Annotated in this window: 26 protein-coding genes; 11 read left to right on the forward strand and 15 right to left on the reverse strand. The window is 47.9% G+C overall.

Going from position 1 to position 25,128, the window contains the following annotated elements:
• Positions 1-58 precede the first annotated feature (58 nt).
• Positions 59-1,858, reverse strand: a complete 1,800-nt coding sequence (locus KIU71_RS02380) for a trans-sulfuration enzyme family protein (RefSeq protein ID WP_214129551.1) — start codon at positions 1,856-1,858, stop codon at positions 59-61.
• Positions 1,859-2,048: 190 nt separating this feature from the next.
• Between KIU71_RS02380 and KIU71_RS02385 the strand changes: the two genes are divergently transcribed.
• Positions 2,049-2,993, forward strand: a complete 945-nt coding sequence (locus KIU71_RS02385; protein WP_214129552.1) for a D-2-hydroxyacid dehydrogenase — start codon at positions 2,049-2,051, stop codon at positions 2,991-2,993.
• A 75-nt stretch (positions 2,994-3,068) separates the two neighbouring features.
• Positions 3,069-3,692 (forward strand): hypothetical protein, encoded by a 624-nt coding sequence (locus KIU71_RS02390; RefSeq protein WP_250207183.1) that lies wholly within the window; start codon positions 3,069-3,071, stop codon positions 3,690-3,692.
• A 4-nt stretch (positions 3,693-3,696) separates the two neighbouring features.
• Here KIU71_RS02390 and KIU71_RS02395 read toward each other — a convergent pair whose 3' ends face one another.
• The 3 genes from KIU71_RS02395 to KIU71_RS02405 all read right to left on the reverse strand — a co-directional run bounded on the left by KIU71_RS02395 (position 3,697) and on the right by KIU71_RS02405 (position 5,512).
• Positions 3,697-4,275: a glutathione S-transferase family protein gene (locus KIU71_RS02395; RefSeq protein WP_214129553.1), complete on the reverse strand. Its 579-nt coding sequence runs from the start codon at positions 4,273-4,275 to the stop codon at positions 3,697-3,699.
• Positions 4,276-4,350: 75 nt separating this feature from the next.
• On the reverse strand, positions 4,351-4,677 hold the full coding sequence (gene erpA / locus KIU71_RS02400; RefSeq protein WP_250207228.1) for an iron-sulfur cluster insertion protein ErpA: 327 nt from the start codon (positions 4,675-4,677) through the stop codon (positions 4,351-4,353).
• A 187-nt stretch (positions 4,678-4,864) separates the two neighbouring features.
• Positions 4,865-5,512 carry a DsbA family oxidoreductase gene (locus KIU71_RS02405; RefSeq protein ID WP_214129555.1) on the reverse strand — a complete coding sequence of 216 codons (648 nt, stop codon included), beginning with the start codon at positions 5,510-5,512 and terminating at the stop codon, positions 4,865-4,867.
• Positions 5,513-5,806: 294 nt separating this feature from the next.
• Here KIU71_RS02405 and KIU71_RS02410 point away from each other — a divergent pair, with 294 nt between their 5' ends.
• On the forward strand, positions 5,807-6,331 hold the full coding sequence (locus tag KIU71_RS02410; protein ID WP_214129556.1) for a hypothetical protein: 525 nt from the start codon (positions 5,807-5,809) through the stop codon (positions 6,329-6,331).
• Positions 6,332-6,669: 338 nt separating this feature from the next.
• Here the strand turns inward: KIU71_RS02410 and KIU71_RS02415 are convergent, their stop codons facing one another.
• Both KIU71_RS02415 and KIU71_RS02420 read right to left on the reverse strand, forming a co-directional pair.
• Complete coding sequence (locus tag KIU71_RS02415) at positions 6,670-7,110, reverse strand: hypothetical protein (protein WP_214129557.1); 441 nt, start codon at positions 7,108-7,110, stop codon at positions 6,670-6,672.
• Positions 7,111-7,526: 416 nt separating this feature from the next.
• The gene (locus tag KIU71_RS02420) at positions 7,527-8,270 is read right to left on the reverse strand and encodes an MBL fold metallo-hydrolase (RefSeq protein ID WP_214129558.1); all 744 of its coding nucleotides are present in this window, start codon (positions 8,268-8,270) and stop codon (positions 7,527-7,529) included.
• Between the two features lie 31 nt (positions 8,271-8,301).
• Here KIU71_RS02420 and KIU71_RS02425 point away from each other — a divergent pair, with 31 nt between their 5' ends.
• Positions 8,302-8,676: a MerR family transcriptional regulator gene (locus KIU71_RS02425; protein WP_214129559.1), complete on the forward strand. Its 375-nt coding sequence runs from the start codon at positions 8,302-8,304 to the stop codon at positions 8,674-8,676.
• A gap of 243 nt (positions 8,677-8,919) precedes the next feature.
• On the opposite strand, the gene KIU71_RS02430 is transcribed toward KIU71_RS02425, so the two are convergent.
• Positions 8,920-10,923: a tetratricopeptide repeat-containing diguanylate cyclase gene (locus KIU71_RS02430; protein ID WP_214129560.1), complete on the reverse strand. Its 2,004-nt coding sequence runs from the start codon at positions 10,921-10,923 to the stop codon at positions 8,920-8,922.
• Positions 10,924-11,284: 361 nt separating this feature from the next.
• On the opposite strand from KIU71_RS02430, the gene KIU71_RS02435 reads away from it, so the two are divergent.
• Together KIU71_RS02435 and KIU71_RS02440 are read left to right on the forward strand one after the other, a co-directional pair.
• Positions 11,285-11,515, forward strand: coding sequence for a DUF2789 domain-containing protein (locus KIU71_RS02435; protein ID WP_214129561.1), 231 nt, complete (start codon positions 11,285-11,287; stop codon positions 11,513-11,515).
• 42 nt (positions 11,516-11,557) lie between these two features.
• A complete protein-coding gene (locus KIU71_RS02440) occupies positions 11,558-12,289 on the forward strand; it encodes a hypothetical protein (protein WP_214129562.1) in 732 nt (243 codons plus the stop codon).
• A 186-nt stretch (positions 12,290-12,475) separates the two neighbouring features.
• Here the strand turns inward: KIU71_RS02440 and KIU71_RS02445 are convergent, their stop codons facing one another.
• A complete protein-coding gene (locus tag KIU71_RS02445; RefSeq protein ID WP_214129563.1) occupies positions 12,476-13,147 on the reverse strand; it encodes a TetR/AcrR family transcriptional regulator in 672 nt (223 codons plus the stop codon).
• Positions 13,148-13,352: 205 nt separating this feature from the next.
• Here KIU71_RS02445 and KIU71_RS02450 point away from each other — a divergent pair, with 205 nt between their 5' ends.
• Entirely contained in the window at positions 13,353-13,934 is a 582-nt protein-coding gene (locus KIU71_RS02450) for an exopolysaccharide biosynthesis protein (RefSeq protein ID WP_214129564.1), read from the forward strand.
• Positions 13,935-13,985: 51 nt separating this feature from the next.
• On the opposite strand, the gene KIU71_RS02455 is transcribed toward KIU71_RS02450, so the two are convergent.
• On the reverse strand, positions 13,986-14,702 hold the full coding sequence (locus tag KIU71_RS02455) for a DUF6776 family protein (RefSeq protein ID WP_214129565.1): 717 nt from the start codon (positions 14,700-14,702) through the stop codon (positions 13,986-13,988).
• A gap of 105 nt (positions 14,703-14,807) precedes the next feature.
• Here KIU71_RS02455 and KIU71_RS02460 point away from each other — a divergent pair, with 105 nt between their 5' ends.
• The 3 genes from KIU71_RS02460 to KIU71_RS02470 are packed head-to-tail and all read left to right on the forward strand — an operon-like array spanning position 14,808 to position 17,167.
• Positions 14,808-16,481 (forward strand): chloride channel protein, encoded by a 1,674-nt coding sequence (locus KIU71_RS02460; RefSeq protein WP_214129566.1) that lies wholly within the window; start codon positions 14,808-14,810, stop codon positions 16,479-16,481.
• A 19-nt stretch (positions 16,482-16,500) separates the two neighbouring features.
• Positions 16,501-16,941: a CopD family protein gene (locus tag KIU71_RS02465; protein ID WP_214129567.1), complete on the forward strand. Its 441-nt coding sequence runs from the start codon at positions 16,501-16,503 to the stop codon at positions 16,939-16,941.
• 34 nt (positions 16,942-16,975) lie between these two features.
• A complete protein-coding gene (locus KIU71_RS02470) occupies positions 16,976-17,167 on the forward strand; it encodes a hypothetical protein (protein WP_214129568.1) in 192 nt (63 codons plus the stop codon).
• On the opposite strand, the gene KIU71_RS02475 is transcribed toward KIU71_RS02470, so the two are convergent.
• Positions 17,164-17,781, reverse strand: coding sequence for a UPF0149 family protein (locus KIU71_RS02475; RefSeq protein WP_214129569.1), 618 nt, complete (start codon positions 17,779-17,781; stop codon positions 17,164-17,166). The two genes, KIU71_RS02470 and KIU71_RS02475, sit on opposite strands and share 4 nt — an antisense overlap.
• A gap of 98 nt (positions 17,782-17,879) precedes the next feature.
• Between KIU71_RS02475 and KIU71_RS02480 the strand changes: the two genes are divergently transcribed.
• A complete protein-coding gene (locus tag KIU71_RS02480; protein ID WP_214129570.1) occupies positions 17,880-19,079 on the forward strand; it encodes an Nramp family divalent metal transporter in 1,200 nt (399 codons plus the stop codon).
• Here KIU71_RS02480 and KIU71_RS02485 read toward each other — a convergent pair.
• From KIU71_RS02485 to acnB, 5 genes are all read right to left on the reverse strand, one after another.
• Positions 19,032-20,195: a MalY/PatB family protein gene (locus KIU71_RS02485; RefSeq protein ID WP_214129571.1), complete on the reverse strand. Its 1,164-nt coding sequence runs from the start codon at positions 20,193-20,195 to the stop codon at positions 19,032-19,034. The two genes, KIU71_RS02480 and KIU71_RS02485, sit on opposite strands and share 48 nt — an antisense overlap.
• Before the next feature lie 7 nt (positions 20,196-20,202).
• A complete protein-coding gene (locus KIU71_RS02490) occupies positions 20,203-20,577 on the reverse strand; it encodes a response regulator (RefSeq protein WP_214129572.1) in 375 nt (124 codons plus the stop codon).
• 8 nt (positions 20,578-20,585) lie between these two features.
• Positions 20,586-21,935, reverse strand: coding sequence for a lysine-sensitive aspartokinase 3 (lysC, locus tag KIU71_RS02495; RefSeq protein WP_214129573.1), 1,350 nt, complete (start codon positions 21,933-21,935; stop codon positions 20,586-20,588).
• A complete protein-coding gene (locus KIU71_RS02500; RefSeq protein WP_214129574.1) occupies positions 21,928-22,437 on the reverse strand; it encodes a DUF192 domain-containing protein in 510 nt (169 codons plus the stop codon). The genes lysC and KIU71_RS02500 overlap by 8 nt, the downstream gene beginning before the upstream one ends.
• A 66-nt stretch (positions 22,438-22,503) precedes the next feature.
• The gene (gene acnB, locus KIU71_RS02505; RefSeq protein WP_214129575.1) at positions 22,504-25,116 is read right to left on the reverse strand and encodes a bifunctional aconitate hydratase 2/2-methylisocitrate dehydratase; all 2,613 of its coding nucleotides are present in this window, start codon (positions 25,114-25,116) and stop codon (positions 22,504-22,506) included.
• Positions 25,117-25,128: the final 12 nt, after the last annotated feature.

The following is a 25,128-nucleotide window of genomic DNA, read 5'->3' on the forward strand; positions in this document are numbered from 1 at the left end:
TATATCCCGTACAAATCATGTCACTAGTGTATCGACTGCGACTCCGGTGTCTATAGCGTTACTCAGATAACCCCATGAGCGCCTGCATGCTCGGTTGCGCTGCGAAATGCTGTTGACACACTTCACCAGCAATACGTTGGTGAAGTGCATCGATTTCAGTTGGCGACATAAACTGCTCGGAGAATCCAGCATGACTGGGATCGATATGCAGCTTGGCAGCTTGAATGAAGTGAGCAATCAATGCTTTCACACTATCGGTACCCATAGCGATGCGCATGGTGGTCAGGTAGATTTGTCCTTTACGCTGCTCCTCAGCACTTAGCTCACTGTGTGACGTAAGTGCCGGGCACAAGACAATGGTGTTAGTTTGACCGATACTTACCTGATGCCCAAATGCGGGTTCTAATGCATCGAAAAAGCGTACGAAGGTATCGCGCTCAAGCTGAGCAGATTCCATATCAACCGTGAACAGAGCGCATGGCCAAGCGTGTTTCATCGTGTGCCGGCGCAGTGCCGCATTTTTGTGTTGTTCCAGTGCGTGGGAGTTAACGTTGAATGCGGGATGAGAAGCCAGAAACTCAGTAAAGACACGCGTGTTGATGACCTTGTTCATGCTCCGCTGCGGCAGCGTTTTCATACCCGTGAGCACGTCGAACGCTTTTTCAGAATCGAGGAACGCGCCTTTGATATAGTAAACATCCCAGAACAGGGTTTTCGACCAGTCCCAACCATTAACGCAATCACCCTTAGATTGAAACATGCGGTAGGCTTCACCGATGACGACGCCCGCTGTCGTCGCGCCTGTGCCACAAATGTCTTTGGTATAGCTGTGTACCACATAGTCAGGGCGACAATCTTTGTTTTCGTGTTGCAGCGGCTGCGCCAACACCGGCGTTGCTAGCGTACTATCAAGCATCACCAGTGCGTTGTGCTGATGCGCAATGTGACTAATTCCGGCCACATCTAACACATAGCCGTGCGGATTACACGGCGACTCCATGTAGACATGCAACTTGCTGCCATTAGCGAGGCGATCAGCATAATCCGATTGCGCTTGAGTAAAGCACGCTTCAAACTCGTCTGCGCTGTAACCATCAAACCAGACAAGTTGAATATCATAACGATTTTCACGTGCAAAAAAGTCATGCAGTAATTGGTACACGCCTCCGTAAACATTGCGGGAAACAACCAATACATCACCGCGAGACAGCACATTGGACAGCAGTGCATCAATCGCCGCCATGCCCGAATTGAAGTTCCAAGCGAGATAATCGGCGGCATGGGGGCCGGCCTCCATATCGACAATAGCGTTTGCCAGTGAAATATTGGTGGGGTTGAGCAGGCGTGTATAAATCTGGTGGGTCGATTCTTTTCCCTGAAACGCATCATCTACCCATTCGGTACAGGCGTAAACATAGGTCGCAGTGCGCACAACCACCGGGGTTGCTGAGAACAACGCGGTGACATTGTCAAACAGGGGGTAATGTGATTTTCCAGCGTTGGCATCTGCACTCGACAGACTTTGGTAAGTGGCTCGAAACGGGTTTTGCAGCGAGTCTAAGATTTTCGCAATTTGAAATGACAGAAACTTCTTTGCATTAAAATAAGCGACTTTTTCTTGCTGGCTAATGGTGGATAAGGTTGCTTGCGTAATTGACCACAATTGCATGACATCCGATTGCGTTTGATACAAATGCGCAGCCGCAGCGGCCAGCGCCTGACCATATTCAGTATCGCGCTCAATGCCAAAGTGCGCTAACTGCTCTACCACCAGTTCATCAATATTTGTTGCACTTGAAGTATTGCGCTTTGGAGAAAGCACTTTGGAATTATTAAAGGATGAAGGCAGCTGTGACATTTCAGTTCTCTTTTAATCGTTTTGTAACGAATATAATTCGCTTAAGCGGCACTGTAAACGAATATATGACATTAGAAAGGAACGATTTGTCTAGCACTGTCAATATAGATTTACTCTGACGAATCAGTTGTGCACACTGCCCGACAAGCGTGTACACACGATTTAAACCAATTGAGGATGCGCAAACGTCATGCTTGAAGTCACCATTCTTAGTCGCGATGCGGCCACGTACGAGACTTTGTTTCGCAACTGGATGGAACAGCCAACATCAACCAGTGCTCACGATCAGCTGACGCTGGCAATCGCTACCGACAATCCTTTGCGCATTCAACCTAACCGCGTTCAGGTATTGCTCAGCGAACCTGATTTAGCGCTCAAGGTACTTGGTGACTGCAACAATTTACAGTGGCTACAGTCCATGTGGGCTGGCAATGCGCCGCTGATCAATCATGCAAAACATGATTACATCCTCACTGCCGCGAAAGGTATCTTTGGTGCTGCTATGCGGGAATATGTGTTCGCCTATCTATTGCATTTTGCGCGAAATCTGCCTGCCTTTGAAACGAAAAGCTGGCATCGCCCTGTGTTTGAGCCATTGCAGGGTAAGACGCTGGCATTGCTAGGCGCCGGTGATATTGCCAAAGCCTTGGTGCCGATAGCGACGGCCTTTGGTATGCAAACAAGGGCATTGACTCGCAGTGGCCAAGCAAACGGACACTATGACGCCGTATTTACACCACAGCAGCGCTTAACATTTGCTGATGGCGCAGATTATGTCGTTTCTCTATTGCCCGACACGGCGGCAACGCAGCATTTTATTGATGCCGAGTTTATTGGCGCGCTTCCCAGCAGCAGCGTATTGATCAACGCGGGTCGCGGTCAGACAGTCGATGACACAGCACTGATCCACGCACTCCAACATCAACAGATAAAGGCGGCTGTATTGGATGTGTTTGCTCAGGAACCTCTACCGCCTGACAGCCCGTACTGGCAGTTACCCAATGCCATTGTCACCTGTCACACCGCCGCCATATCCCGTCCGGATAGCGTATTTGATGTCTTTCGAGAAAATTGTATGCGTTGGCAGCGCAACGAGCCGCTCAATTACGTGGTGGATTTTGCCAGAGGGTACTAGGGCGTGTTTATTTGCCGATTTGCTAATTTACTGGCATGCTTTGCGCACGTTGAGTTAATTCACTTACGGGCCCTCATGTTTACAAGTACGGCGAAAGCACTACAGCACACCATGCTAGTCATTTCATTGATTGGCATCAGTTCGGCAGTCGCGAAACAACAGACTATTCAGGCAGCACTTCCCGCCCTGCCAGCAGCGCAGCAAACATTTTTCAATCATTTAAGTTCGCTCTGTGGCCAGGCATTTGCTGGTAAAGTGACGGTTGATACACCGAAAAGTGACGGGTTTGATGATACGCTCATTATGCACATCAGCGATTGCTCTGAAAGCGTGATCCGCATCCCGTTTCATGTCGGCGAAGATCGTTCACGCACATGGGTGTTAAGCAATGTCGGCGGCAACTTAATGCTGAAACATGATCATCGCCATGCCGATGGCAGTGAGGACGCCCTGACACAGTATGGCGGTGTTGCAACGACCGTAGGATGGCCGAGTGTACAGTCTTTCCCCGCTGACACATTCACTCAGACAATGTTTGTCGAGCAACACATCCCGCAGTCGAATGACAATACGTGGCAAATGCTCATTGATGAGAAAACCTTTAGCTACCGATTGGTTCGCCCAGCCCGCGAATTCCGGGTAGATTTTGATTTAAGTAAACCTCAGCCCACGCCGCCTCCAGCGTGGGGAAGCCAGTAAAAGCTTAGCTTGTGCGTGGGTCGGTAGCAGTGACTTCAATGCGATCATGATTGGCGCGATGAAACGCCTTTAAATGATCCATCTTAGAGAGGTCGTGCAGAGTGCGAAACTCAATCCAATCGATCAAACAGTACAAGCAAATAGAGGGGTAATGCCAGTCGTCAAACTGCCCCTGTTGCACCTGCTCGTTGAGATACAGCAAGCTAATATCGGCACGCTCGCGCTGTAACCGGAAGTACATTTTGTCGTCGTCAGTATTAATGTTCGAACGTTGTAGCAACAAAATCTGTACGAGTGAATCATTCACTGCGTCTATAACGGTCAGCTGGTTTTCCTGATCCCAACTCGGCGACGGGTATTTCAACTTATCACTGACATAACGATAAATGACCCGTGAATCGAAAATAACGTTACCGTCATCATCGAGCATGGGGATCTTCATGGCTGGGTTTTGCGCCGCTAGCTGTTCACGGTCGGGGCCATCAAAAATTTGCATGTTGATAAATTCGTGCTCAACGGCGGAAAGCCATATACGTAAACGGCGAACAAATGGAGAGGTGGTTGAACCGTATAACTTCATCATAACAGTGTGCTATTCAACAGAACGTGTACAGAGATTAGCAGTTGCAATCCGGGCGATGCAACTGCCCTACCACATTTAAATACTAAAGCTAGCGCCGCAGCCGCAAGTCGTTGTTGCGTTAGGGTTATTGACCAAAAAGCGTGACCCCTCCAAACCTTCGGTATAATCAACAACGCCGCCGACCAGATATTGTAGGCTCATTGGGTCAACCACAAGGGTGACGCTATCTTTGTCGATGGTCATATCGCCTTCATTGACTTTTTCATCAAAGGTGAAACCGTATTGGAAACCTGAACAACCACCACCAGTAATATACACACGTAGCTTCAACTCAGGATTCTCTTCTTCCTCAATCAACGCTTTCACTTTTTTTGCCGCTGCCTCAGAAAACTCAATGGGCATTGCACTTTCTACAGTCACGTACCTAACCTCACTTCGCAAATGCACGTTAACAAATTTGCGGTCTCGCAAACCTGTTCTTATACAAGGTGCAGAAATAGACAGAATTGGCGCGTATTATCTAATACTTGAGTAAATCAATCAAGTATTGTCGCTACTCGCGAGTGTTCACGACCTTGTGCTATCGATCTTACGCTTCAGCCGCGATGTCTTTCAGTGCTTGCTCAAAAACCTCAACAGGTTGGCCGCCACTTATCAGATGCTTGTCATTAACGATAACGGCGGGTACTGAGCTTATTCCAGCCGATAAATAGCGCTGTTGAAGGGCGCGCACATCGTTTTCATACTCATTCGACGCAAGTATTTGTTTAGCCCTGCTCAGGTCTAAACCAACGCTATGTACTACTTTTAGTAGTTGCTCATGGTCACTGGGATTTCCGTTGTGCTTGAAGTACAAGTCGAACAAGGCAAGCTTTAACTCGGTCTGCTTACCCTCTTCCTTCGCCCAATGCAGCAGTCGATGAGCATCAAACGTATTGTAAATCCGACCACCGCCACGGTTGCCGAATTCGTAGCCCAGTGCCTGGCCCCGTTGCTTTATTAGCATTCTGTTTTGATCAGCTTGCTCAACACTTATTCCATATTTTTGTGTAAGGTGCTCTGTAATTTCCTGACCTTCCGGGGGCATATGAGGATTGAGCTCAAACGGTTGCCAAGTGATGTCGGCACTCACATCAGGCGACAGGTTCGCTAACGCTTTATCCAGCGCCTGATAGCCAATAATGCACCACGGACAGGACACGTCCGATACAATATCTATTTTTAGATGTTGGCTCATTTTGACTCACTTCTTCTGTGTTTAGCGCATAGCTTAAGCTAACTCATGAGCTAAGGCCAACCGCCACACACTGCCCGTTTATTCAGAAAATGTCTCTGAGCCTACGATCACATTTGAACGTTTTACACAAACCACATAAATACTACGTAATTACCGGTACTTGCAACCCGAGAAACCTCCTCAACCCATTGAATTACTTAAGTAATAAAAATGGTATGTGAATTGTATGACCCCTGGTAAATGCTAAATCACCGGTTTGCATGCAGGCCAACATTTGACGCAAGGAGATTGATTATGAAAAAGCTAGCCGTAGCAACATTTGTCACAGCCGCATTGTCTTTGTCAGCACAGGCTCAAGATTACGCCGATAACATGGAATCAATGAGTGTTGACGAAAAAATACCTCATTCTTTTGACACACTAGACAAAGACAAGGATGGATATATTTCGCGCGAGGAAGCAAAAGGGCATGAAGTCCTTGATTATTTCGCAAAAATAGATGGTCTTGCTCAATCGACTGCTGATGACAAGTTGTCAGAGAAAGAGTTTGATAAATTCCTGGCTCTTCACGCACGCAAGACGAATTCAGACGATAAAGTTGACTCAATGACGTCAACTATCAGATCCACTGAAATGGAGCCTCCGCTGGAGTCGTTTGATGAACTGGACGCAGATAAAAATGCGATGATTTCCATGGGCGAGGCTGAGAATAGCGAGCTTAGTCGTCATTTTGCGTACCTTGATAAAGACAAAGATAATCATGTCAGTAAAAAAGAGTACACTGAATATGTCAATGATGGAGCAGATGACTCTGAATAATAGACATTGAGCCCTGAAGAACCACGCAGAGATAGCGTGGTTTCTTCGACTGCCCCCTGTAATCCCCCATTTTAAGCCAGTTAATCCCCTCGTAAAAATAGCCGGAAAAAAATAGAGTTTTCTCGTCATTCATAAGCAGGGAATTCGACGTAAATAGTTTTAAGCCATGCGTGAGAGGACGGTCACAAAAGGAAAATCTAAAAGCATTAGCCATGATGCTGTATATGCGAGACTAAGGCCCTTTCGCAGTACCATGATGAGAGGCGGTGCTTGATGGGATAAAGATACAGCCTAAGGTTGACTTGGAATCTTAGTCACCAAAGCGTGTATCCACGAATTCAAACCGAGCGCCATATCTGCTTTGTACCCAATAAATAATAAGTACCATAAATACAGCAGATTATTGAGCTAACAATCCAAAAGGTGACAGAGTTTTGATGCACGACAGGATCTGATGTAATGAACGGAGCAAACAATCCGGCTACTCCGCGAATAAGATATACGGCTGAGATAAGAACCAAGCACGTTCTTAAAAGCGGCAATTTAAAAATAAGACCTGCGCCAGAAAAAGCGTAGAGTCCCCAACCCGCGAGAATAGAGGCGATAACCAGCGTAACTTGTGTAGGATAAGGGTCGCCGGCAGCAGCCAGTTGAGCCATTCTTTCCCCTGCACCAAAGAAAAGATACCAATCTGGACCACCAAAAATGCAAGCAATATGAAGAAGAGAAGCTACAAAGCTCAAGCACCCAGCAATGATTAGTTTTTTATTCTTTGGCATTAAAACTTCTTTTGCACGTAATGGTAAGCTAATGAGTAGTGACGTAGCGTCATTGTCGCGAAGTGCCGCTCGTTGCTGCCCCAGTGAGCGCAGTTAGCGCCCTATTATGCATTTTTGCTAATTACAGAGCACAGTTCAAAGCCGTCATTCCAGTCTATATTGCCAACTAATTTGACGTTGCCGGTTTCGCCATTCACTGACCACAACCTACTAAATTTTGTATTTGTGTCTGCATTAAAAATCATGTCTTCGATGCCCCATTTGACTAGTGTAATGTAATTCGTTCTCTTGATCTCTTTTCCAAGTATTATTTCCTTGAATTCGGAACGCGACTGCATTTCAAAACCGCCAAATGACGGGTCTCCACTGGGCAGATTTCCCTCACGCTCTCGCAAGGAGAAACTGGATCGAATCAATTACTCTGATGGTAAAAGGTCAATAGTCTCTCCATCACGGGGAATAATGTATCGATGACTGAGCGCGTGGGAAGCGACTAAGTCGCGCAGATCATGTCGATTGATCCGACAGTGATCTAGCGCTTCCATATGATTACAAATTACTTTGCCATTGAACAACGAGGCCAATTCAAGTATTTCTTCTTCATTGAGCAATAAAGGCGCGACAATAAAGTCAGGTTGCTGCTCTACAACAAATTTTCTTATCTCATCAGTTAATATAGTATCTCCCATCAAATAAACACTCTGCGCCTTCGGCAACTGAATGAAGTATCCTGTTCCATGCTCCATAAATGGAGTTAACCATCCACTGGTGTGTGTTGCTGGGACTTGAACTATCGTGCCGTCAAAAAATACACTGCGCTTTTTCTCCAGCTCATGTGTATGAATACCTTTTTTAGCTAGATACGAAGCATCACGAGGCGTACAAAAAGTGACAAGCTGCTTTTCTTTTAACCACCTCACGCCCGCGCGGTCCAAGTGATCAAAATGACCTTTTTGACAGTGTGTGATAAGTGCGCAGTTTATCCTGCTTTCGAATTCGCTAAATTCGGCGGGCAAATCGACCAACGGGTTTTTCAACTGACTTTTAAAGTAACGTAGCTTCGGCAAAGCTGATTTTTTTGCCATCATCGGGTCTACAATCATGCAAATATCTTGCGATTCAACGATGATTGTGGCGTTTCTAATCTGTGTAATTTTCATGACTCACTCCTTTTCCAAAGCATGGTAAAGTATGAAGTTACTCCACAGTCAATGGGCAAATATGAAGATTTCCGTTTTTGAGAAGAAGGTCGGGTTATCGCGCGACACCATCCGGTACTATGAGAAAATTGGTATGCTGACCCCACCCCGTAGAAGTGCGAACGGGTACAGGGTGTACAGCCACGTTCAGATGGATGAATTGGCATTTATTCAGAAAGGCAAGTCGATTGGCTTTTCTCTGGATGACATTAAGCAAGGATACAATCGCTATAAGCAGTTGGGTGCGCTGTGCCCCCAATTTATTGCGCAGCTTGAACGTAAGAAATTGTATTTTAAGCAACGTATAGACAATGACACACGCGCGATCAGAGATATCGAAAGTCTTCTTAAACAACCTGAGAGCTAGCGACCACCTGACGGCACGCCAGGCTGGCTTTCTGCGTCTGATTATTGCAAGAACTCGGTATCGCCACTCGAGAAACCAGAGCAGAAGTCTTTATTTAAGACCAAATAACCAACGCGATAAGCCATCATCGCTGTCAGCTAACGGCTCGGGCTATTTTGCTTCTCCATTAAACGGCTTAATGCCTTTCAAAGTTGACGCGCAACGAAAAAGAGAATGAGTAGGCAATATTTTATAGCGCGTGTTCTACGCTCGGCTCGCTGACCATTTGAGCTGTTGAGGCTCAAAATCAGTTTTTACAACAATATCTTCTTCTGCGTACCATTGCCCCAGCTTTTCTGGGGTCACCTGTGCACTTAAATCAAGTGTCTGGTTCATACTCTCAATACCAAACCACCCATTTTTTCCACTGTACTTGACAATGTATGAGCAAGCATCGGCCACGGCAATTGAGTTGTACCATGACGTATTTTGTTGCTCGTGCGCACCGGAAAAGCAGCAATAGCCGATTGAGCAGGTAAGCGACAGCGGCTTACTTGAAGGCACGTCAAAAGGATATGCGCTCACCTCGTGGAGCATTCTTTGCGCCAGAACGGGAGCTGACGAGGCGTCGATAAATCTCGCGACAGCAACAAACTCTTCACCGCCCCAGCGAATTAAATAGTCAGACTGACGAAAAACATTTTTCATTCTCGACACAAATTCGATCAGAACTTCATCACCCGTGGTATGGCCATACTGGTCATTAATTTTTTTGAAGTTGTCTAAATCAAACATAAAGAAAGCAATGTCGCTTTCTTTTGGTTTCGCGGTTCGCCCTTGTTGCCAATCTTCATATTTGCGGATGGTTTGGACCATGTCAGAATCAATATACTTTTCCAGAAACCGGCGATTGTTAATTCCGGTTAATTTATCTGACATACTCAGTGCTTCCATGCGTTTGTATGCTTTGCTCAACTCACCGTTTTTGGTTTGTAGTTCGTGCGTTCTTGCTTGTACCTGCTGGCTCAATTCCCGGTTTAGTTTTCTTTGATTAAGTCTGCCGATGAACAAAACGACAAATACACTGATGGCGATAACTGAAATAACCCACAGTCGAAGCGATAACTGCTCTTTTTCGATAACAGCTTGTTGCAGCGCAGTTTCATTTTCCAATAACTTAATACGCTGCGCTTGCATAACGAAATCAGATTCAGCCTGCATGCGCGCGATGGTATCGATTCGTTGGGCGTCTAAAATCGAGTCGTCCAGAGCTTTCTGACGCTTCAAGGCGTTGAACGCTGCTTCCACCGCGTTGCTTGCGTATAAAACGTCAACTCTTAACGCTTCTAAAGTGGCTTGCTTGTTCACCTCATCATTGGCAATCGCCTGTGCTATACCCTGTTCGATTACACTAAGCGCCTGCTCAAACTGTTTGCGCCGTATCGCAATCTTCGCCGCGACTAAATGCGCGTCGACCAGAAGACTGTTGTAATTATTTTCAGTCGCCCTACTGATTACGCCATTGATAATGTCGCTGGCTAAATCAATGTTCCCGTCATCTAATTCTAGCTGTGCGATCGCACTCCATGCCCAGTCAGTATCGCGAGGGGCCTGTATATCTTCAAACAATGCGAGGGCTTGATACAAATAATCGCGTCCCTGCTCTCGCTGCCCCATTTGGTTAAGCATATAACCCAATTTATTCAGGCTATACGCAATATTCTTAGGTTCGCCCGCAGCGATGTCCATTTTCAACGCATCTTGTAAATAAGGTAAGGCTTTTTCAAAGTCGCCCATTGAACGATATATGTCACCAATGTTGTAAAGCGCACTGGCAATGCCTTGTTGGTCATCGAGCTCATAGTGCAGTTGGAGCGCCTGATTGTGCGCCTGCGACGCTTCTTCTAACTGCCCCATTTTTTCCATTACTGTGCCAATGCTATTGTAGGTGGAGCTGATGGCACTCTTGTCACCCAACTCCTGATAAATCTGCATCGCCAGATAGATATATTCCAAAGCGGTAGAATAGCGGCTTTGATAGCGATAGGTTAAGCCCAGCTGCCGATAGGCATCAGCAAGGCGCTTGCGCTGATCCAATGTTTGAAATAGCGCTATTGATTGATTCAATAGATTCGAGGCTTCTTCGTACCGGTTTCGCTCCATGCTGTTGCGAGCTTGTTCGTACAGCGCCTCAGCATGCCACGTCGGCGTGATCCATATTACCTTGCATGCGAGCTTATTGGATCGCTTGCTGCAGTTGCAGTTCATCGCTGGGTGATTGCTGGGCAAAACCCGTTGAGGAGAAAGCAAAAGTGACCAGCAATAATATTGAGATAAGACGACTTTTCACGAAAAACCTAAGCGACTGCACAAAGTGGCGTTATTTCTACTGTCTCAAACTGTACCACTAACCCGTAAACTTTGCGTCGCGTAAACACTATTAAGGCATGGTTTTTGTGACCTTACTCGAATAGGGTATGAACTCACTCAAGAACACAGGGTTCGCAGTTTTACTTATTGCAGACCATCGACTAGGTTTAGCCTAGCGGCTCACGCATAACGCTAGATGATCTTTGTGAGCCCCTGCTCCGTTTGAATCAATAAATACATCACAGCGAGGCATTAAATTATGGACATTAACCAACCCAGTATGTCGGATTTGTTTCAGCAATTGGGACTGAAGAGTGACGATGAATCCATTGAACAATTTATTGAGAAGCACAAAGGCCTTAATAAAACCACCTATCTGCATAAAGCCGACTATTGGAATGATGCCCAGCGCACATTTTTGAAAGAGGCGCTGGTAGAGGATGCATTGTGGGCCGAAGTCATTGATGAATTAAACGTGCGTTTACATTAAATCGTCCATCTAGCGCTTGAATTATGATTTACCCAAGAGTTAATGTCATTGAACAAGTCCCTTATCCCCCTAGCAATATTCGCTGTACTATACAGCGCTACCGCTTGCGCCAATTATCCTGATGGCTGCAACGATGCGCGTTACGCACGATACATGGATGAGCGGTATGCGGATGCACAAGCGAGAAGCAAACGCTATTATTCAGATTCATTGCGCAACTACGAACTGAGTCTTTCGCTAAATCGCAATCGCTACCAGGTCATCAGCGAGCTCAGTAGACACCTCAAGTACAGTGCGCAATTTGATCCCTTAGATATTGTGGCTGATAAAATCGACCGTGTGTTTGCTCACGCCGACATGCTCAGTCGCGAGCAGCAAATAGCGGGTGATGTGGTCGACCGATTCAGTGTTGAGACTCACTCAGTAGGAATCGCTCGCGCATGGGTGGCTTTTAGAGAAGGCAATCTCGAAAAATCATTCGCAGAACTATTAGCGTCTGTTGACCGCAGCGACTCCGCGATGATGAGTTCTTTTGGTCCTGATTTTGAATTTGTTCGACACATTTATCGTCAAGGGCACGTGGAACCCGTGCTTGCCTATCTTGAGAAAACCGAAGACTTTTGGAAGGGCGAGCGCCCCGACGCATTGCGGTATGTGTGGCGTGCCATGATTGACGCGGGGTGCAAAGTGCAATTCGACACAGTCGATACGATAACCGTGATGGAGCTGGGCTTAGGCGTTAGGGATGTGAATAGGAGTCGTGACGTTAATTAACAACGAGCATTTTTCATTGTCTTCCAATAAATACATCCATCGACCGTGCCTTATCAGTTGGCGACTTGTTATTCACACTCGCTAACTCATATTTGCAAATCGTGTTGGCTGATTAAACTACCGTGGTTGGGGCAATATCTGTTCGAGAAGCAATTCTCTGAGGGGACCATAGAATCCGGCCGAACGCTAGTGCGCTCGGTCTCGTGCCTGAGCCGCTTCGATGCTCTTGCCAATATGCGCGGTTTGCTCCGCTAAATAGCGCGCCAGCATCTTGCGGGATATAGCGTCGCTTTTCCACTGCGATATCCCCACCAACGACTGACTCATCATCAAATGTGCCAAAGCCGATAGCGTAAGATCAGACATATCATCGAATACCGGCTCTACTGTGTCTGAGTGCTGTAATGCTCGTAAATGCGCTTGCAGATCAGCCACTAAGCTCGATTCAAACTCACCGATCAGTCGCCCTACAACTGAATGGTCACCTCGATAATGTAAAAACAGCTCCATTAACGACCAGTTATTTTGCACGGTATCAAACAGTTCATCAAAAAACTGTTCCAGCAGATCCACATCGGAGGCATCCGTCAGGCGTAATTGCGCCATACTGTTGGACAGCGGCGTACGCACATTCACATCAATTTCGTGTACTACAGCGTGCAGGCACTCTTCAATCGTTTTGAAGTGTGCGTAAAAACCCGATTGCACAATGCCGACTTCCTTCGCTAGGCGCGTGGTTGAAATAACATCCGGCCCTTCCTGCATCAGCAGCCGCATCACGGTTCGTAATATCTCAACCCGCGTTTCCCCGCGCTTTCTTCTGGTTTTTGTTACCGCTTGTTTCGGTTGATTTGTCATGCTGAATCAATCATTCGCCACGTTTAAACTAATATATCTATCAGTTTATCGCATTTTTGTCGATGAAACAGTCTACGTTTTCATAAACCGTTTGTCGACGCACCCGGTTATCTTCGCGTTTTCATGATTTTGACGCAATCAGGCTGTAGGCTGCTAATATACAAAGCAGGTATTTTTGTGAACCAAATACTTAGGTGAAAAGCGCGTGTCAGATAGATTAAAGCTTACAGATGTATTACAGAAACTCGTTGATGACACTGAGGGTAGCGAGACTTCGTTGGGTGAACTGATTAATCACCTCAAAAGCCGAGGTTTTGGTCCTTTACTATTGGTGCCTTCATTAATTGCTATTTTGCCCACAGGCGCGATTCCCGGCATCCCATCGGCCTGTGGTATCACCATTTTTTTGATTGCGATTCAGCTTTGCTATGGCGATGAACGCCCATGGCTGCCAAAACGCCTGGAGGATATCAGCATTAAGCGTGACAAGCTTAAAAAAGGGGTTGAATCAGCCAAGCCATATACCACTAAAATTGATGCTATCTTCGAACCGCGTATGCCGTGGTTGACGCAAAATTGGGTGAAACGCATCATTGCACTATTGTGTGGGTTGACCGGATTGCTGATGATCCCTTTGGAGGTGCTTCCTTTTGCCGCCGCCGTGCCGGGAACCGCCATTGCATTAACCGCGATTGGATTGACGACAGAAGACGGCATCTTAATTACAGGCGGATTTGTCGCCACCGTTATCAGCGCCTACCTCGTATATTCACAGTTTTTATTCTGACGTACCGGTTAATTGGTCGGTGCTAAATGAGCCAGTGTTTTGAGCTAATCGTTATTCTCGCTCGTCAATGCCATTGACTATTTGCGACCACGCAAAGCTTTTTTCATAATCGCCACGCTTTTTGCGATACTGGTAAATGCTGGTGCTGGTCTGTAGGCGGTCGGGAATAAAACCCGCAGGCAGTTGAAATTCAACCTGCAGCGTTTGAAAATACTTAAAACTAAAATTCAGATCGCCTATCAAGCCATTGTCGGCGGTTAATCGGTGCTCCATCGGTTGACCATTGAGGCTGCCGTATAAAAAAATGTCTAACTCGCCTTTGATCGTCGCTTTAACACGCGTTTGCTGGATCAACACCATAGAAAGCGAAAAATAGTCGTCACTGGACGTTTCGGCAACTTGTACACCATCGATACTGAATCCTTCTTCGCTCAGTTCAGGCGCGACGACTTTTTGATAAAAAGTCACCTGTTCGGTAAGCTGACGCTCGCGCAGCAAGCCCTGCTGAATGCGTTGATCGAGCGCCTCGTTGGCCAACTCAGCGATTTCATACTGTGCCTTTAGTTGATTATTAGTCTGGATCAAGGTTTGGTTTTCCGCCGATAGATTCCGCACGGTGGTTTCGGCAACGGCCAATTGCTCGCTCAGGTATTGATGATGCAACTGGGCTAATTGATAGCCGAAATACGTCATCACCAGCATTACCAGTGTTATCAGTAGCGTGTAACGCATCCGGGTAAGCCCGCTACGCAATTCATGTAGATTCAAATCTGTGTGTACCCTACGTTCTGTGTGCTATCAAACCACGCTTAATATTATGCAATACAAGCACTTGTGTTATGCTGCACATATCGTTATTTTGCTTAGCCAATCATGAGCCTTCACGCCCTACGCTATGAATTAGCCCATCCGCGAACCAGTGTACAGCTTTGTGTGCTGGGGATTGTGGCAGGCGTTATTGCAGCCTCAATTATCATTGTGTTCAGATTGTGCTACGAATGGATTCAATTGCAAGTTTTGTCACACATTGGTGCGTTTGATAGCGTATCGCCGCTCACGCGTTTCTTTATGCCAATTGCCGCCATTGTCGGCATCTTGCTGGTGGCTTATTTAACAGGTTTTCGTCACTACCGTCTTGGGATCCCGTTTGTTATCCACCGCGTCAAATATCATTTTGGCCACATACCGTTTAGAACAACCATCAATCAATTTTTCGGCGGCATGTTGGCCCTAGCGTCTGGTTTTTCAGTAGGGCGTGAAGGCCCTTCAGTACACTTGGGCGCCGCTGGCAGCAGCTTCATCGGGCAGTCGCTAAAGTTGCCCTTTAATAGCATTCGCATATTAGCCGGTTGTGGGATAGCAGCCGGTATCTCCGCGTCGTTTAACACGCCATTTGCTGCGGTTATCTTTGTGATGGAAGTGGTGTTAAGAGAATACCGTATTCACATGTTTGTGCCGGTTATGCTGGCAGCGGCCTGCGGCTCCTTGCTTACGCGCGCCGTATTTGGCGAGTTTAATGAGTTAGCATTTCTGTCGTTCGCCGAATTCGATCTGTGGATATACGCCTATCTCGTCGTGTTCGGCGTGTTGCTGGGCGGCTTGGCAGCCTTGTTTAACCGCAATCTCATGTTTGTAATGCGCTTATTCAGGCGATTCGGTATGCATTGGCGATTGGTCTTAGCAGCTTCGATTACCGCAATCATAGGATCAATTTTACCCGAAGCGATGGGTGGCAGCTTTGAAGCGGTTGAAACTCTTTTTGCCGATGACCCAGGTCTATGGTTGCTGGCGGTGGTGCTACTGGCGAAGTTTGTATTGACCATCACAGCGATAGGGCTTGGTGTTCCGGGCGGGATCATGGGGCCAGTGATGATTCTGGGAATGATTGCAGGCGCATTGCTTCTCGTGCCCGTGGGCTACTTTGTCGACGTTACCCCTCTGACCAATAGCTTTGCGCTACTGGGCGTGGCAGGCATGCTAACAGCGGTTCTGCACGCACCGCTGGCAGCACTCTCTGCGGTGATGGAACTGTCCTATAACCCGCAAATTATACTGCCTGCGATGCTGGTAATTGTGCCTGCGTATGTTACCTCGACACAGTTTCTGAAAAACCGTTCGATTTTCCTTCAACAGCTGGATTACCAAAAACTCCCCTACGCCACTTCATCTGTGCGAGAAACGCTACAGAAAACCGGTGTACTGGCAGTCATGGATACCCAGTTTAAAGTTTTTTACGATGCGCCTGACAAAGCGATATTAGCGTTTCTGGATAAGTCACCGACTCACCCGGTAGTGCAGCGCTCTCACTTTGAGTTAGATGTGCAATTCAAATTAGTTGCCTATAACGTTAGTCTCGAGCACGACGGCAGTCCCTTGAGTTTCAGCAGCATGGCTGGCTTGTCTAGCCAAGCAACGTTGTCGGAAGTGTACGACGTTTTGCAGTCAGCGCGCAGCGGCGCTGTTTACATTTACGGTGATAAACCTGACGAACTCGTTGGCATCGTTAATTGGAACACGCTGCAAAGCTATTTAATGAAAGAACAATAGAGATAAAAAAGGACACATCATGAGCATTTTATGGTTAAAAGCGCTGCACGTGTTTTTCATGCTCGCGTGGATGGCGGGATTGTTTTACTTGCCACGTCTATTCGTTTATCACGCCATCAATAGAAACACGCAGAGCAGTGAGGACGTACATCAGCAGTTCAAAATCATGGAACGCCGATTATGGTTTTTTGTCACGCCGTTTGCACTCTTGACGCTGATTTTTGGGATCGCATTAATCGTTAGTTATGGTAAGGCCTGGTTTGCGGCCTCTGCGTGGCTACACATTAAATTACTGCTTGTGCTTGCTATTTACGCATACCACTTCTATCTATTTAAGGTACTACGTGATTTTGCAGCGGATAAGCCTATGCGTAGTCCGCTTTTTTATCGCATACTCAATGAAGCACCCGTGCTACTCATTTTTGCCATTGTGGTATTGGCCATTGTGAAGCCGGTGTAATAATTCACATGTCTCACTTAGGTTGGAGCGCAACATGGATGTCAATAATGCCTATTTACGCGATCTGATTGATCGAACTGATTCGGCGTTTAAAAGTTTATTGAAAGATCCGAACTCACATGATTTGCAGGATGCGTATGAAGCAGCCAAGCGCGACCTGAATCAATATATCTCCTCCGTTAAGCAGGGCTTACCCTCAAGCCCGCACGATAACGTAACGCGCTAATCAGTGCGCTGCGTAAACGACTCAAACTGATTCGGCAAATACCCTGCTAACCGATCCGCCAACTGGCGATACTGCTGTAACGTACGCGGTAACGTTTTAGCGACCTCTGGTAGATTCTTTCGCAAGGTGTCTGCATCTGACTTGGCAAGCAGCGCTTGCGGATCTGCCAGCGCAGAAAACACTTTCAAGCAATGCGTGAGTGAGTGTGATGCGGTCTCCGCTTCTTCAATGGAAGCTGTTTGCAGGTGTTCCCATGCGCGTTGCCATACAGGTTGTAGTTGTTGATGGGCATACAAAAAACCGGTTAACCATTGCGCTTGTTCGCTGTCGCTAAGCGTGAGTTCAAGACAATACTGTTTTGGTAGTAAAGGTTCGTTAGCGCGAACAAGGCTTAAGGTGTCACGTAGTGCCTTGACCAAGGCGTCTGTGAGCACTTCCCAATCAACTCTTGAATCATCCGTTACGTTTACATTGAATACCCACGGCATCCACTCGGGTGGCATGGGAATTTCCGGCGCACAACTGACCGCCGCAATCACTCCCTCTACGAAAGGTTTGGGTTGCAGTGCAGCACGGTAATGTGTTTTTGAATACAAACCATCAAGTGGTTTCACGTGGCGTCAATGTCCTGTTTTCGTTCTGTTGCATTGCAGCTTAACAGGATTCTTCGTAGAGTGAACACTTCCACCACGACGATCAAGATGAACACAGCATGGCACAAAAAGGCACAAACAAACACGCAGGATGGCTTATTGCTGCCGCCTTTATTGGCCCTGGCACGGTAACGACAGCAAGTATCGCCGGTGCAGAATTTGGTTACAGTGTATTGTGGGCGCTGCTGTTTTCAATTGTCGCCACTCTGGTGCTTCAAGATATGACCGTGCGGCTTGGCGTTGTGACTCGTTCTGGCTTAGCTGAAGCCCTAAAAAACAGTGTAAAAGCACCCGCCGTCCGCTGGGGGTTTAGCCTGTTAATTGTTGGCGCTATCGGCATCGGCAATGCAGCGTATGAAGGCGGTAATCTCACCGGTGCCGCTTTGGGTCTGTCGCAACTCACGGGCGTGGGAATGCCGGTGTGGGTGGTCACGTTATCGATGATTTCGGCTTTGTTGCTGTGGTTTGGCGGCTATAAGCTAATAGAAAAAACACTGCTTCTGTTGGTCGCGATCATGAGTTTCATTTTTATTGCTACTGCCATCGTTGCCAGTCCAGACTGGAATGTATTGCTTAGCAACGCACTCAGCCCACGCTTTGACGCTGCCACCTTTACCATCGTGCTGGCTTTGATTGGTACCACCATTGTCCCCTACAACTTATTTCTTCACGCCAGTGTCGTGAGCCAGTACTCAGGCGACATGCACGCTGAACTTAACGCGCAACGCCGCTCCAGTGCCATCGCGATTACGTGTGGCGGTTTTATCACGCTGGCTATCCTAACCACAGCGACCGGTGCATTTTATGCCACCGGAACCACACTCAGTGCCAGCAACATTGCCGCGCAGCTTCAACCATTGCTGGGCGACGGTGCAGCCGATATATTTGCCGTTGGCTTATTCGCCGCCGGACTCACCAGCGCGATAACCGCACCACTGGCTGCCGCTTATGCGGTATGTGGCGCGTTTGGATTATCCACCGCAATCCACACCACACCTTTTCGATTTGTGTGGCTACTGGTATTGCTGTGTGGTGCCATCGTTGCCAGCATAGGCTTCAAACCGCTGGCAGCGATGTTGTTCGCTCAAGCCACCAATGGGCTTTTACTGCCCTTTGTGGCCTTATTCCTGATCATGGTGATGAATGACAAAAACCGCTTGGGGCAACACCGCAACCACATGCTGATGAACGTCGTAGGCGGTGCGATTGTATTATTTACTTTGCTGCTGGGCTTGCGCAAACTCATCGGCGTTTTTTAATCGTCGTATTGCGGTTTCAAGCTGTGCTCGCGGGCAACCAAAGTTAATTCTAAACCCGCTGGCCTGACCAAAATCAGCCCCAGGCGACGGGCCCACACCGCGTGATTCACACCATGCTTGAGTGTCATTCACCCCTAAACCACTGGCCTCAACCCACAGTAAAAATGTCGCTTCGGGGGTCACGGCGCTCAGGCCGTCAATCTGATTAATCTGCTTGACCAAATAATCGCGATTCCCGCGCAAATACTGGAGCACCTCATGATGCCATTGCTCGGCTTGGGTAAACGCCGCTTCGGTAGCCACTAAACCCAAAATATTCACCCACGGGATCATACCCTGCGAAGCGCGATTAAAGCGGGCGCGCAGTTGTCGGTTTGGAATAATGGCAAACGCGGCACCTAAACCCGCAACATTGAACGTTTTACTCGCCGCCATCAACGTAATGCTATGTTCGTGCAACGCTGAATGATTTCCCGCAGGCAGATGTTTAGCGTTTTCCGACAAGACCAAATCGCAATGTATTTCGTCCGAGCACACCACCACATCGTGGGCTGTGCAAATCGTTGCGACTCTGTCTAACTCAGCTTGAGTTAATACGCTGCCAACAGGATTCATTGGGTTACATAAAATAAATAGCTTCGTTTCTGGCAGTGCGGCGTGGCGTTCGAGAGCGTCAAAGTCCAGCGTGAAGCGGCCATCTTCTAACACACAATCTACCGTTAAGCGGTTTAAACCATGCAAAGCTGGCGCGGCTAACAAAGGTGGGTAGTTTGGCGTTTGTACAATCACATTGTCACCTGCATGACACAACGCTTTGCAGGCCGCGTTAAACGCCGGCACTACACCTGGCATCCACACGATCCAGTCTGTCTCCACATCCCACTGGTGCTGCTGTTTCAACCAATGCTTTACCGCTTGATTCGCGCCGGTATGCTGGCTGGGTAAGGTGTAGCCGAGTACCCCATGGTCAATTTCACCGCGCAGAGCGGATAAGATTGATGGGGCACAGGTGAACTCCATGTCGGCAACCCACATGGGTAAAATGTCGGTTCCTGCGTATTTTTTCCACTTGAAGGCATCGGTGTTGGCGCGGTCCGGGCAACTGTCGAAGTTCATGATTCTCCTAATCTACTATGTCATCGAGTTTATCGAGCAAGTCCTGAGTGGCAAATGGCTTTGCGATAAAAGCATCGGCTCCTAATTTGCGTGCTTCTAACACTTTTTCACGGGTGGCGTTGCCGGTAAGCATCAGAAACTTTGCATCCAAAACAGCGCCGTTTAGCGCTGCCAATACATCCAGCCCATCTTTTTCAGGCATCATCAGGTCGCTGATCACTAACTGATATTCAAACGCACCCGCTTCTTCAATCGCACGAATGGCATCCGTACTTTTAGTAAAGGTGTGTACCTGCCCCTCGGTGTAATCGGCAAGTACAAGGGTGACCAGTTCCAGTGTGACAACATCGTCGTCCACCACCAATATATTGATATTCTTCATCAGTCTGCCTACTCAAACAAATCTCTGTGCAGGGCGGTGACAACGTTTGCGCTGTCTGCTTCATTCACCAGAAAGCTCATGTTGTGTGGATTCGCACCAAAGCAAATCATGCGCACGTTGAAATCGCTCACCGCATTAAATATTCGGCTCGACACGCCCTTGGCTGATTGCATGTGATTGCCGACCACCGTCACCAAATCAAAGCCTTTTTCAACCGTCACTTCGCTCATGGCTTCAAGGTCAGCAATGGTTGCTTTATTCAAGCGTTCTGCCACTGAGTTAGGCGGGTTGTCCAGCGTAAATGAAATCGCGATTTCTGATGTTGTCACCAGGTCGACGGATAGCTTGTGTTGCGCAATGATGCCAAACACACGTTCAAGGTAACCTTGAGCGTACATCATTTGTGGCGTTTTCACCGTCACCATTACCTGTTGTGAACGGCGGGTTATTGCACGGTACGCAGGCTCATGCTGACAATCTTTAACAATCCACGTTCCGCCTTTTTCGGGTTCCCGGCTAGAGCCTACAAATACTGGAATATCACGTCTAAGCGCCGGCTCCATAGTCGCTGGGTGCAGCACTTTCGCGCCAAAGGTCGCCATCTCGGCGGCTTCTTCAAAGCTGAGTTCAGGTAGTGGTTTCGCCGCTTTGGTGATGCGAGGGTCGGTGGTATAAACGCCGATGACATCAGTCCAGATTTCACAGCTTTTTGCATCAAGCGCTTCAGCAATCAGCGCAGCGGTAAAGTCAGAACCGCCTCGCCCTAGCGTGGTTGTATTGCCATGAATATCGGCACCCACGAAGCCCTGCGTAACCACCACATGCTCAGTTAACTCTGGTGTTAATACTTCTGCTGCGCGCTGCGCAATCAAATCTAGCTGAGGTACGCCCTCTCCAAACGTGCTGTCAGTCACCAACACTTTGCGTATATCAAAATTAAGTGCGTTCACGCCCTGTTGCTTTAGCACTTCAGTGCACAGCAAAGACGACATGCGCTCGCCCATTGACATCAATTCATCTTTTAAATCATCGCGATGTAAAATCTCTTCGTGGCACGCTAGTGATTCAATTTCTGCCAGCAGCGCTTCCAGCTTATCGGACACGGCTTCTGATGCATCAAGGCGTGCTAATATTGCATGCTCGATGCGCCTGATTTTTTCGCACGTTTCGGCAATTTGTGCCTGCGTTAAGGGACTAAATGCCAACTCTACCAGCAAATTAGTCACTCCAGCCGCCGCACTGACAACCATCACGCGTGTTTCGGGATTATGCTTTACAATGTTCGCACAATTTGAAATGGCGTCGAAATTCGCCACACTGGTGCCGCCAAATTTGGCGATATTGATGGCCTTACTCACTGACTCTGACTCCTTCTTTCAATTCTTGGGCGCTAAAGCGCTGTAATACCGTGAGGGTGTCTCCCTCGCTGACCTGATTGGCGGCAAACCAGCCTTGATTCATTTCCAGCGCATGAAGCACGGGCTTAGACGATGGCACTGAGGTCAAATCCAATGGCTGCAAAGGCTTAATGTCTACAATGATGCCGCGACTGTCAATATAAGCTATGTCCAGTGGAATCAGTGTATTTTTCATCCAGAAACCGGCCATTCGTGCCGACTCAAATTCAAATAACATACCGCAATCGCCACACAGCTCAGCGCGATCCATCAAACCACGTGCCCGCTGTGCGTAGGTCGATGCATACTCCACGTCCAACTGAATATCATTGACCTCAACGACAGCGCGACCAAACTCGATATCCGCTTCGATACTCTGGCCAACAGCGCTGAAGCACAACAGAGTGACAAAAAGCCCCCAGCAAAGCAATGCTGCTGACGAGTATTTAACCTGCTTAACCATACATTTCTCCCATAAAAAAACCGGGCGCTTCAACGAAGGCCCGGTTTTGTCATTCAGCTAGCTGAATCAGGCGACGTTTAGCGTTGGGATGATCTTCGCTTTCGCGTTCTCTTCCGCTTTCTTAAACACATCCATTCGATCAAAGTTTAAGTATTTAAACACTTCAGCACTCATTGATTCAATCTTACTGGCGTATTGCATGTACTCTTCTGTGGTTGGCACCCGGCCAACAATCGCACCCACAGCGGCCAGTTCAGCCGAGCACAAGTAAACATTCGCGCCATCACCCAAACGGTTCGGGAAATTACGCGTCGACGTTGACAACACCGTTGCACCTGCCAGCACGCGCGCCTGATTACCCATACACAGCGAACACCCTGGCATTTCAGTACGAACACCAGCACGGCCATAAATATTGTAGTAACCCTCTTCCATTAATTGTGCCTGATCCATCTTGGTAGGAGGAGAGATCCACAAGCGCGTTGGCAATGTACCACTGAATTGCTCCAGCAGTTTACCCGCCGCACGGAAGTGACCGATATTGGTCATGCACGAGCCGATAAACACTTCATCAACTTTATCACCGGCAACTTCCGACAACGTTTTGGCGTCATCCGGGTCGTTCGGGCAGCATAAAATTGGCTCTTTAATGTCATTCAGATCGATCTCGATCACTTCTGCATATTCTGCATCTTTATCCGCTTGCATCAATTCAGGGTTGGCCAGCCACTCTTCCATCTTCAGCGCGCGACGCTCAAGGGTGCGTGGATCACCATAGCCTTCGTTGATCATCCAACGCAGCATGGTGATATTTGAACGTAAATATTCGGCAATCGACTCTTCAGACAGTTTGATGGTACAACCTGCCGCAGAGCGCTCTGCTGACGCATCCGACAATTCAAATGCTTGTTCAACGGTGAGATGATCAAGCCCTTCGATTTCAAGAATACGACCTGAGAACGCGTTGATCTTGCCTTTCTTCGCAACCGTTAACAGACCTTGCTTGATACCGTATAACGGGATTGCATGAACGAGGTCGCGCAGGGTAATACCCGGTTGCATTTTTCCTTTAAACCGCACCAATACAGACTCAGGCATATCCAACGGCATAACTCCGGTAGCGGCCGCGAAAGCCACCAAGCCAGAACCCGCTGGGAATGAAATACCCATGGGGAAACGTGTATGCGAATCACCGCCTGTACCTACAGTATCAGGCAGAAGCATGCGGTTGAGCCATGAGTGAATAATACCGTCGCCGGGGCGCAATGAAACGCCGCCACGATTCATAATAAAATCAGGCAATGTGTGCTGAGTGTCGATATCTACTGGTTTAGGGTACGCCGCAGTGTGACAGAACGACTGCATGGTTAAGTCTGCAGTGAAACCAAGGCAGGCTAAGTCTTTCAACTCATCGCGAGTCATAGGGCCGGTCGTGTCCTGACTACCCACGGTGGTCATTTTGGGTTCGCAATACGTGCCCGGACGAATACCTTCTACGCCACACGCTTTGCCGACCATTTTCTGTGCCAGCGTATAACCTTTGCCCGTATCATTTGGCTGTTCTGGGCGACGGAATAAATCGGTTTCACCCATGCCTAGCGCTTCACGCGCTTTTTCGGTTAAGCCACGACCAATGATTAAGTTGATACGGCCACCCGCGCGCACTTCATCAAGTAATACTTTAGATTTATAGCTATACTCGGCCAATACTTCGCCGGTTTCAGCATTCTGGATTTTGCCATCCAATGGGAAAATGTCGATAACATCGCCCATTTCCATTTTTTCAACATCAGCTTCAAACACTAATGCACCGGCATCTTCCATGGTATTGAAGAAAATTGGCGCGACTTTACTGCCGATACAAATACCGCCACCACGCTTGTTTGGAACACCGGGTAAGTCTTCACCGAAGAACCACAATACGCTGTTAGTCGCTGATTTGCGCGACGAGCCTGTACCCACTACGTCACCCACAAATGCCACGGGGTGGCCTTTTGCTTTTACCGCTTCAATTTGCGCCAGTGGACCTACTTCGCCGTGTTTTTCAGGCTCCAGTCCATCACGTGTCATTTTGTACATTGCCCGTGCATGCAGAGGAATATCGGGGCGCGACCACGCATCGGGTGCAGGAGACAAGTCATCCGTGTTGGTTTCACCGGTGACTTTAAACACACTCGCAGTGATTTTCTCAGGTAGGTCGTTGCGTGACGTGAACCACTCGCCTTCTGCCCACGAATTAATCACATCAGTCGCGAACTCGTTGCCCGCCTTGTGTTTTTCTTCCACATCGTGAAACGCATCAAACATCAAAATAGTATGCTTAAGCTCTTCTGCTGCTAACTCAGCAAGCTCTTTATCGTCAAGCAAGCTAACCAGAGTTTCGATGTTGTAACCACCGTGCATATTGCCGAGGAGTTGCACAGCGGCATCTTTGTCGATCAACGGGCTGTTGTCTTCGCCCTTCGCGATCGCACTTAAGAAACCCGCCTTCACGTACGCAGCTTCATCAACACCAGGAGGAACGCGCTCTGAGATAAGCTCAAGCAAATATTGTTCTTCACCTGCCGGGGGATTTTTTAATAATTCGACCAGTCCTGCAACTTGTTCAGCGTTAAGCGGCTTCGGGGGAATGCCTTCAGCGGCACGCTCGTCAACGTGTTTACGATACTCTTCTAACACTTTTTGGTCCTC

It is taken from the genome of Alteromonas oceanisediminis (assembly GCF_018474025.1).
In the GTDB taxonomy this organism is placed as follows: Bacteria; Pseudomonadota; Gammaproteobacteria; order Enterobacterales; family Alteromonadaceae; genus Alteromonas_E; species Alteromonas_E oceanisediminis.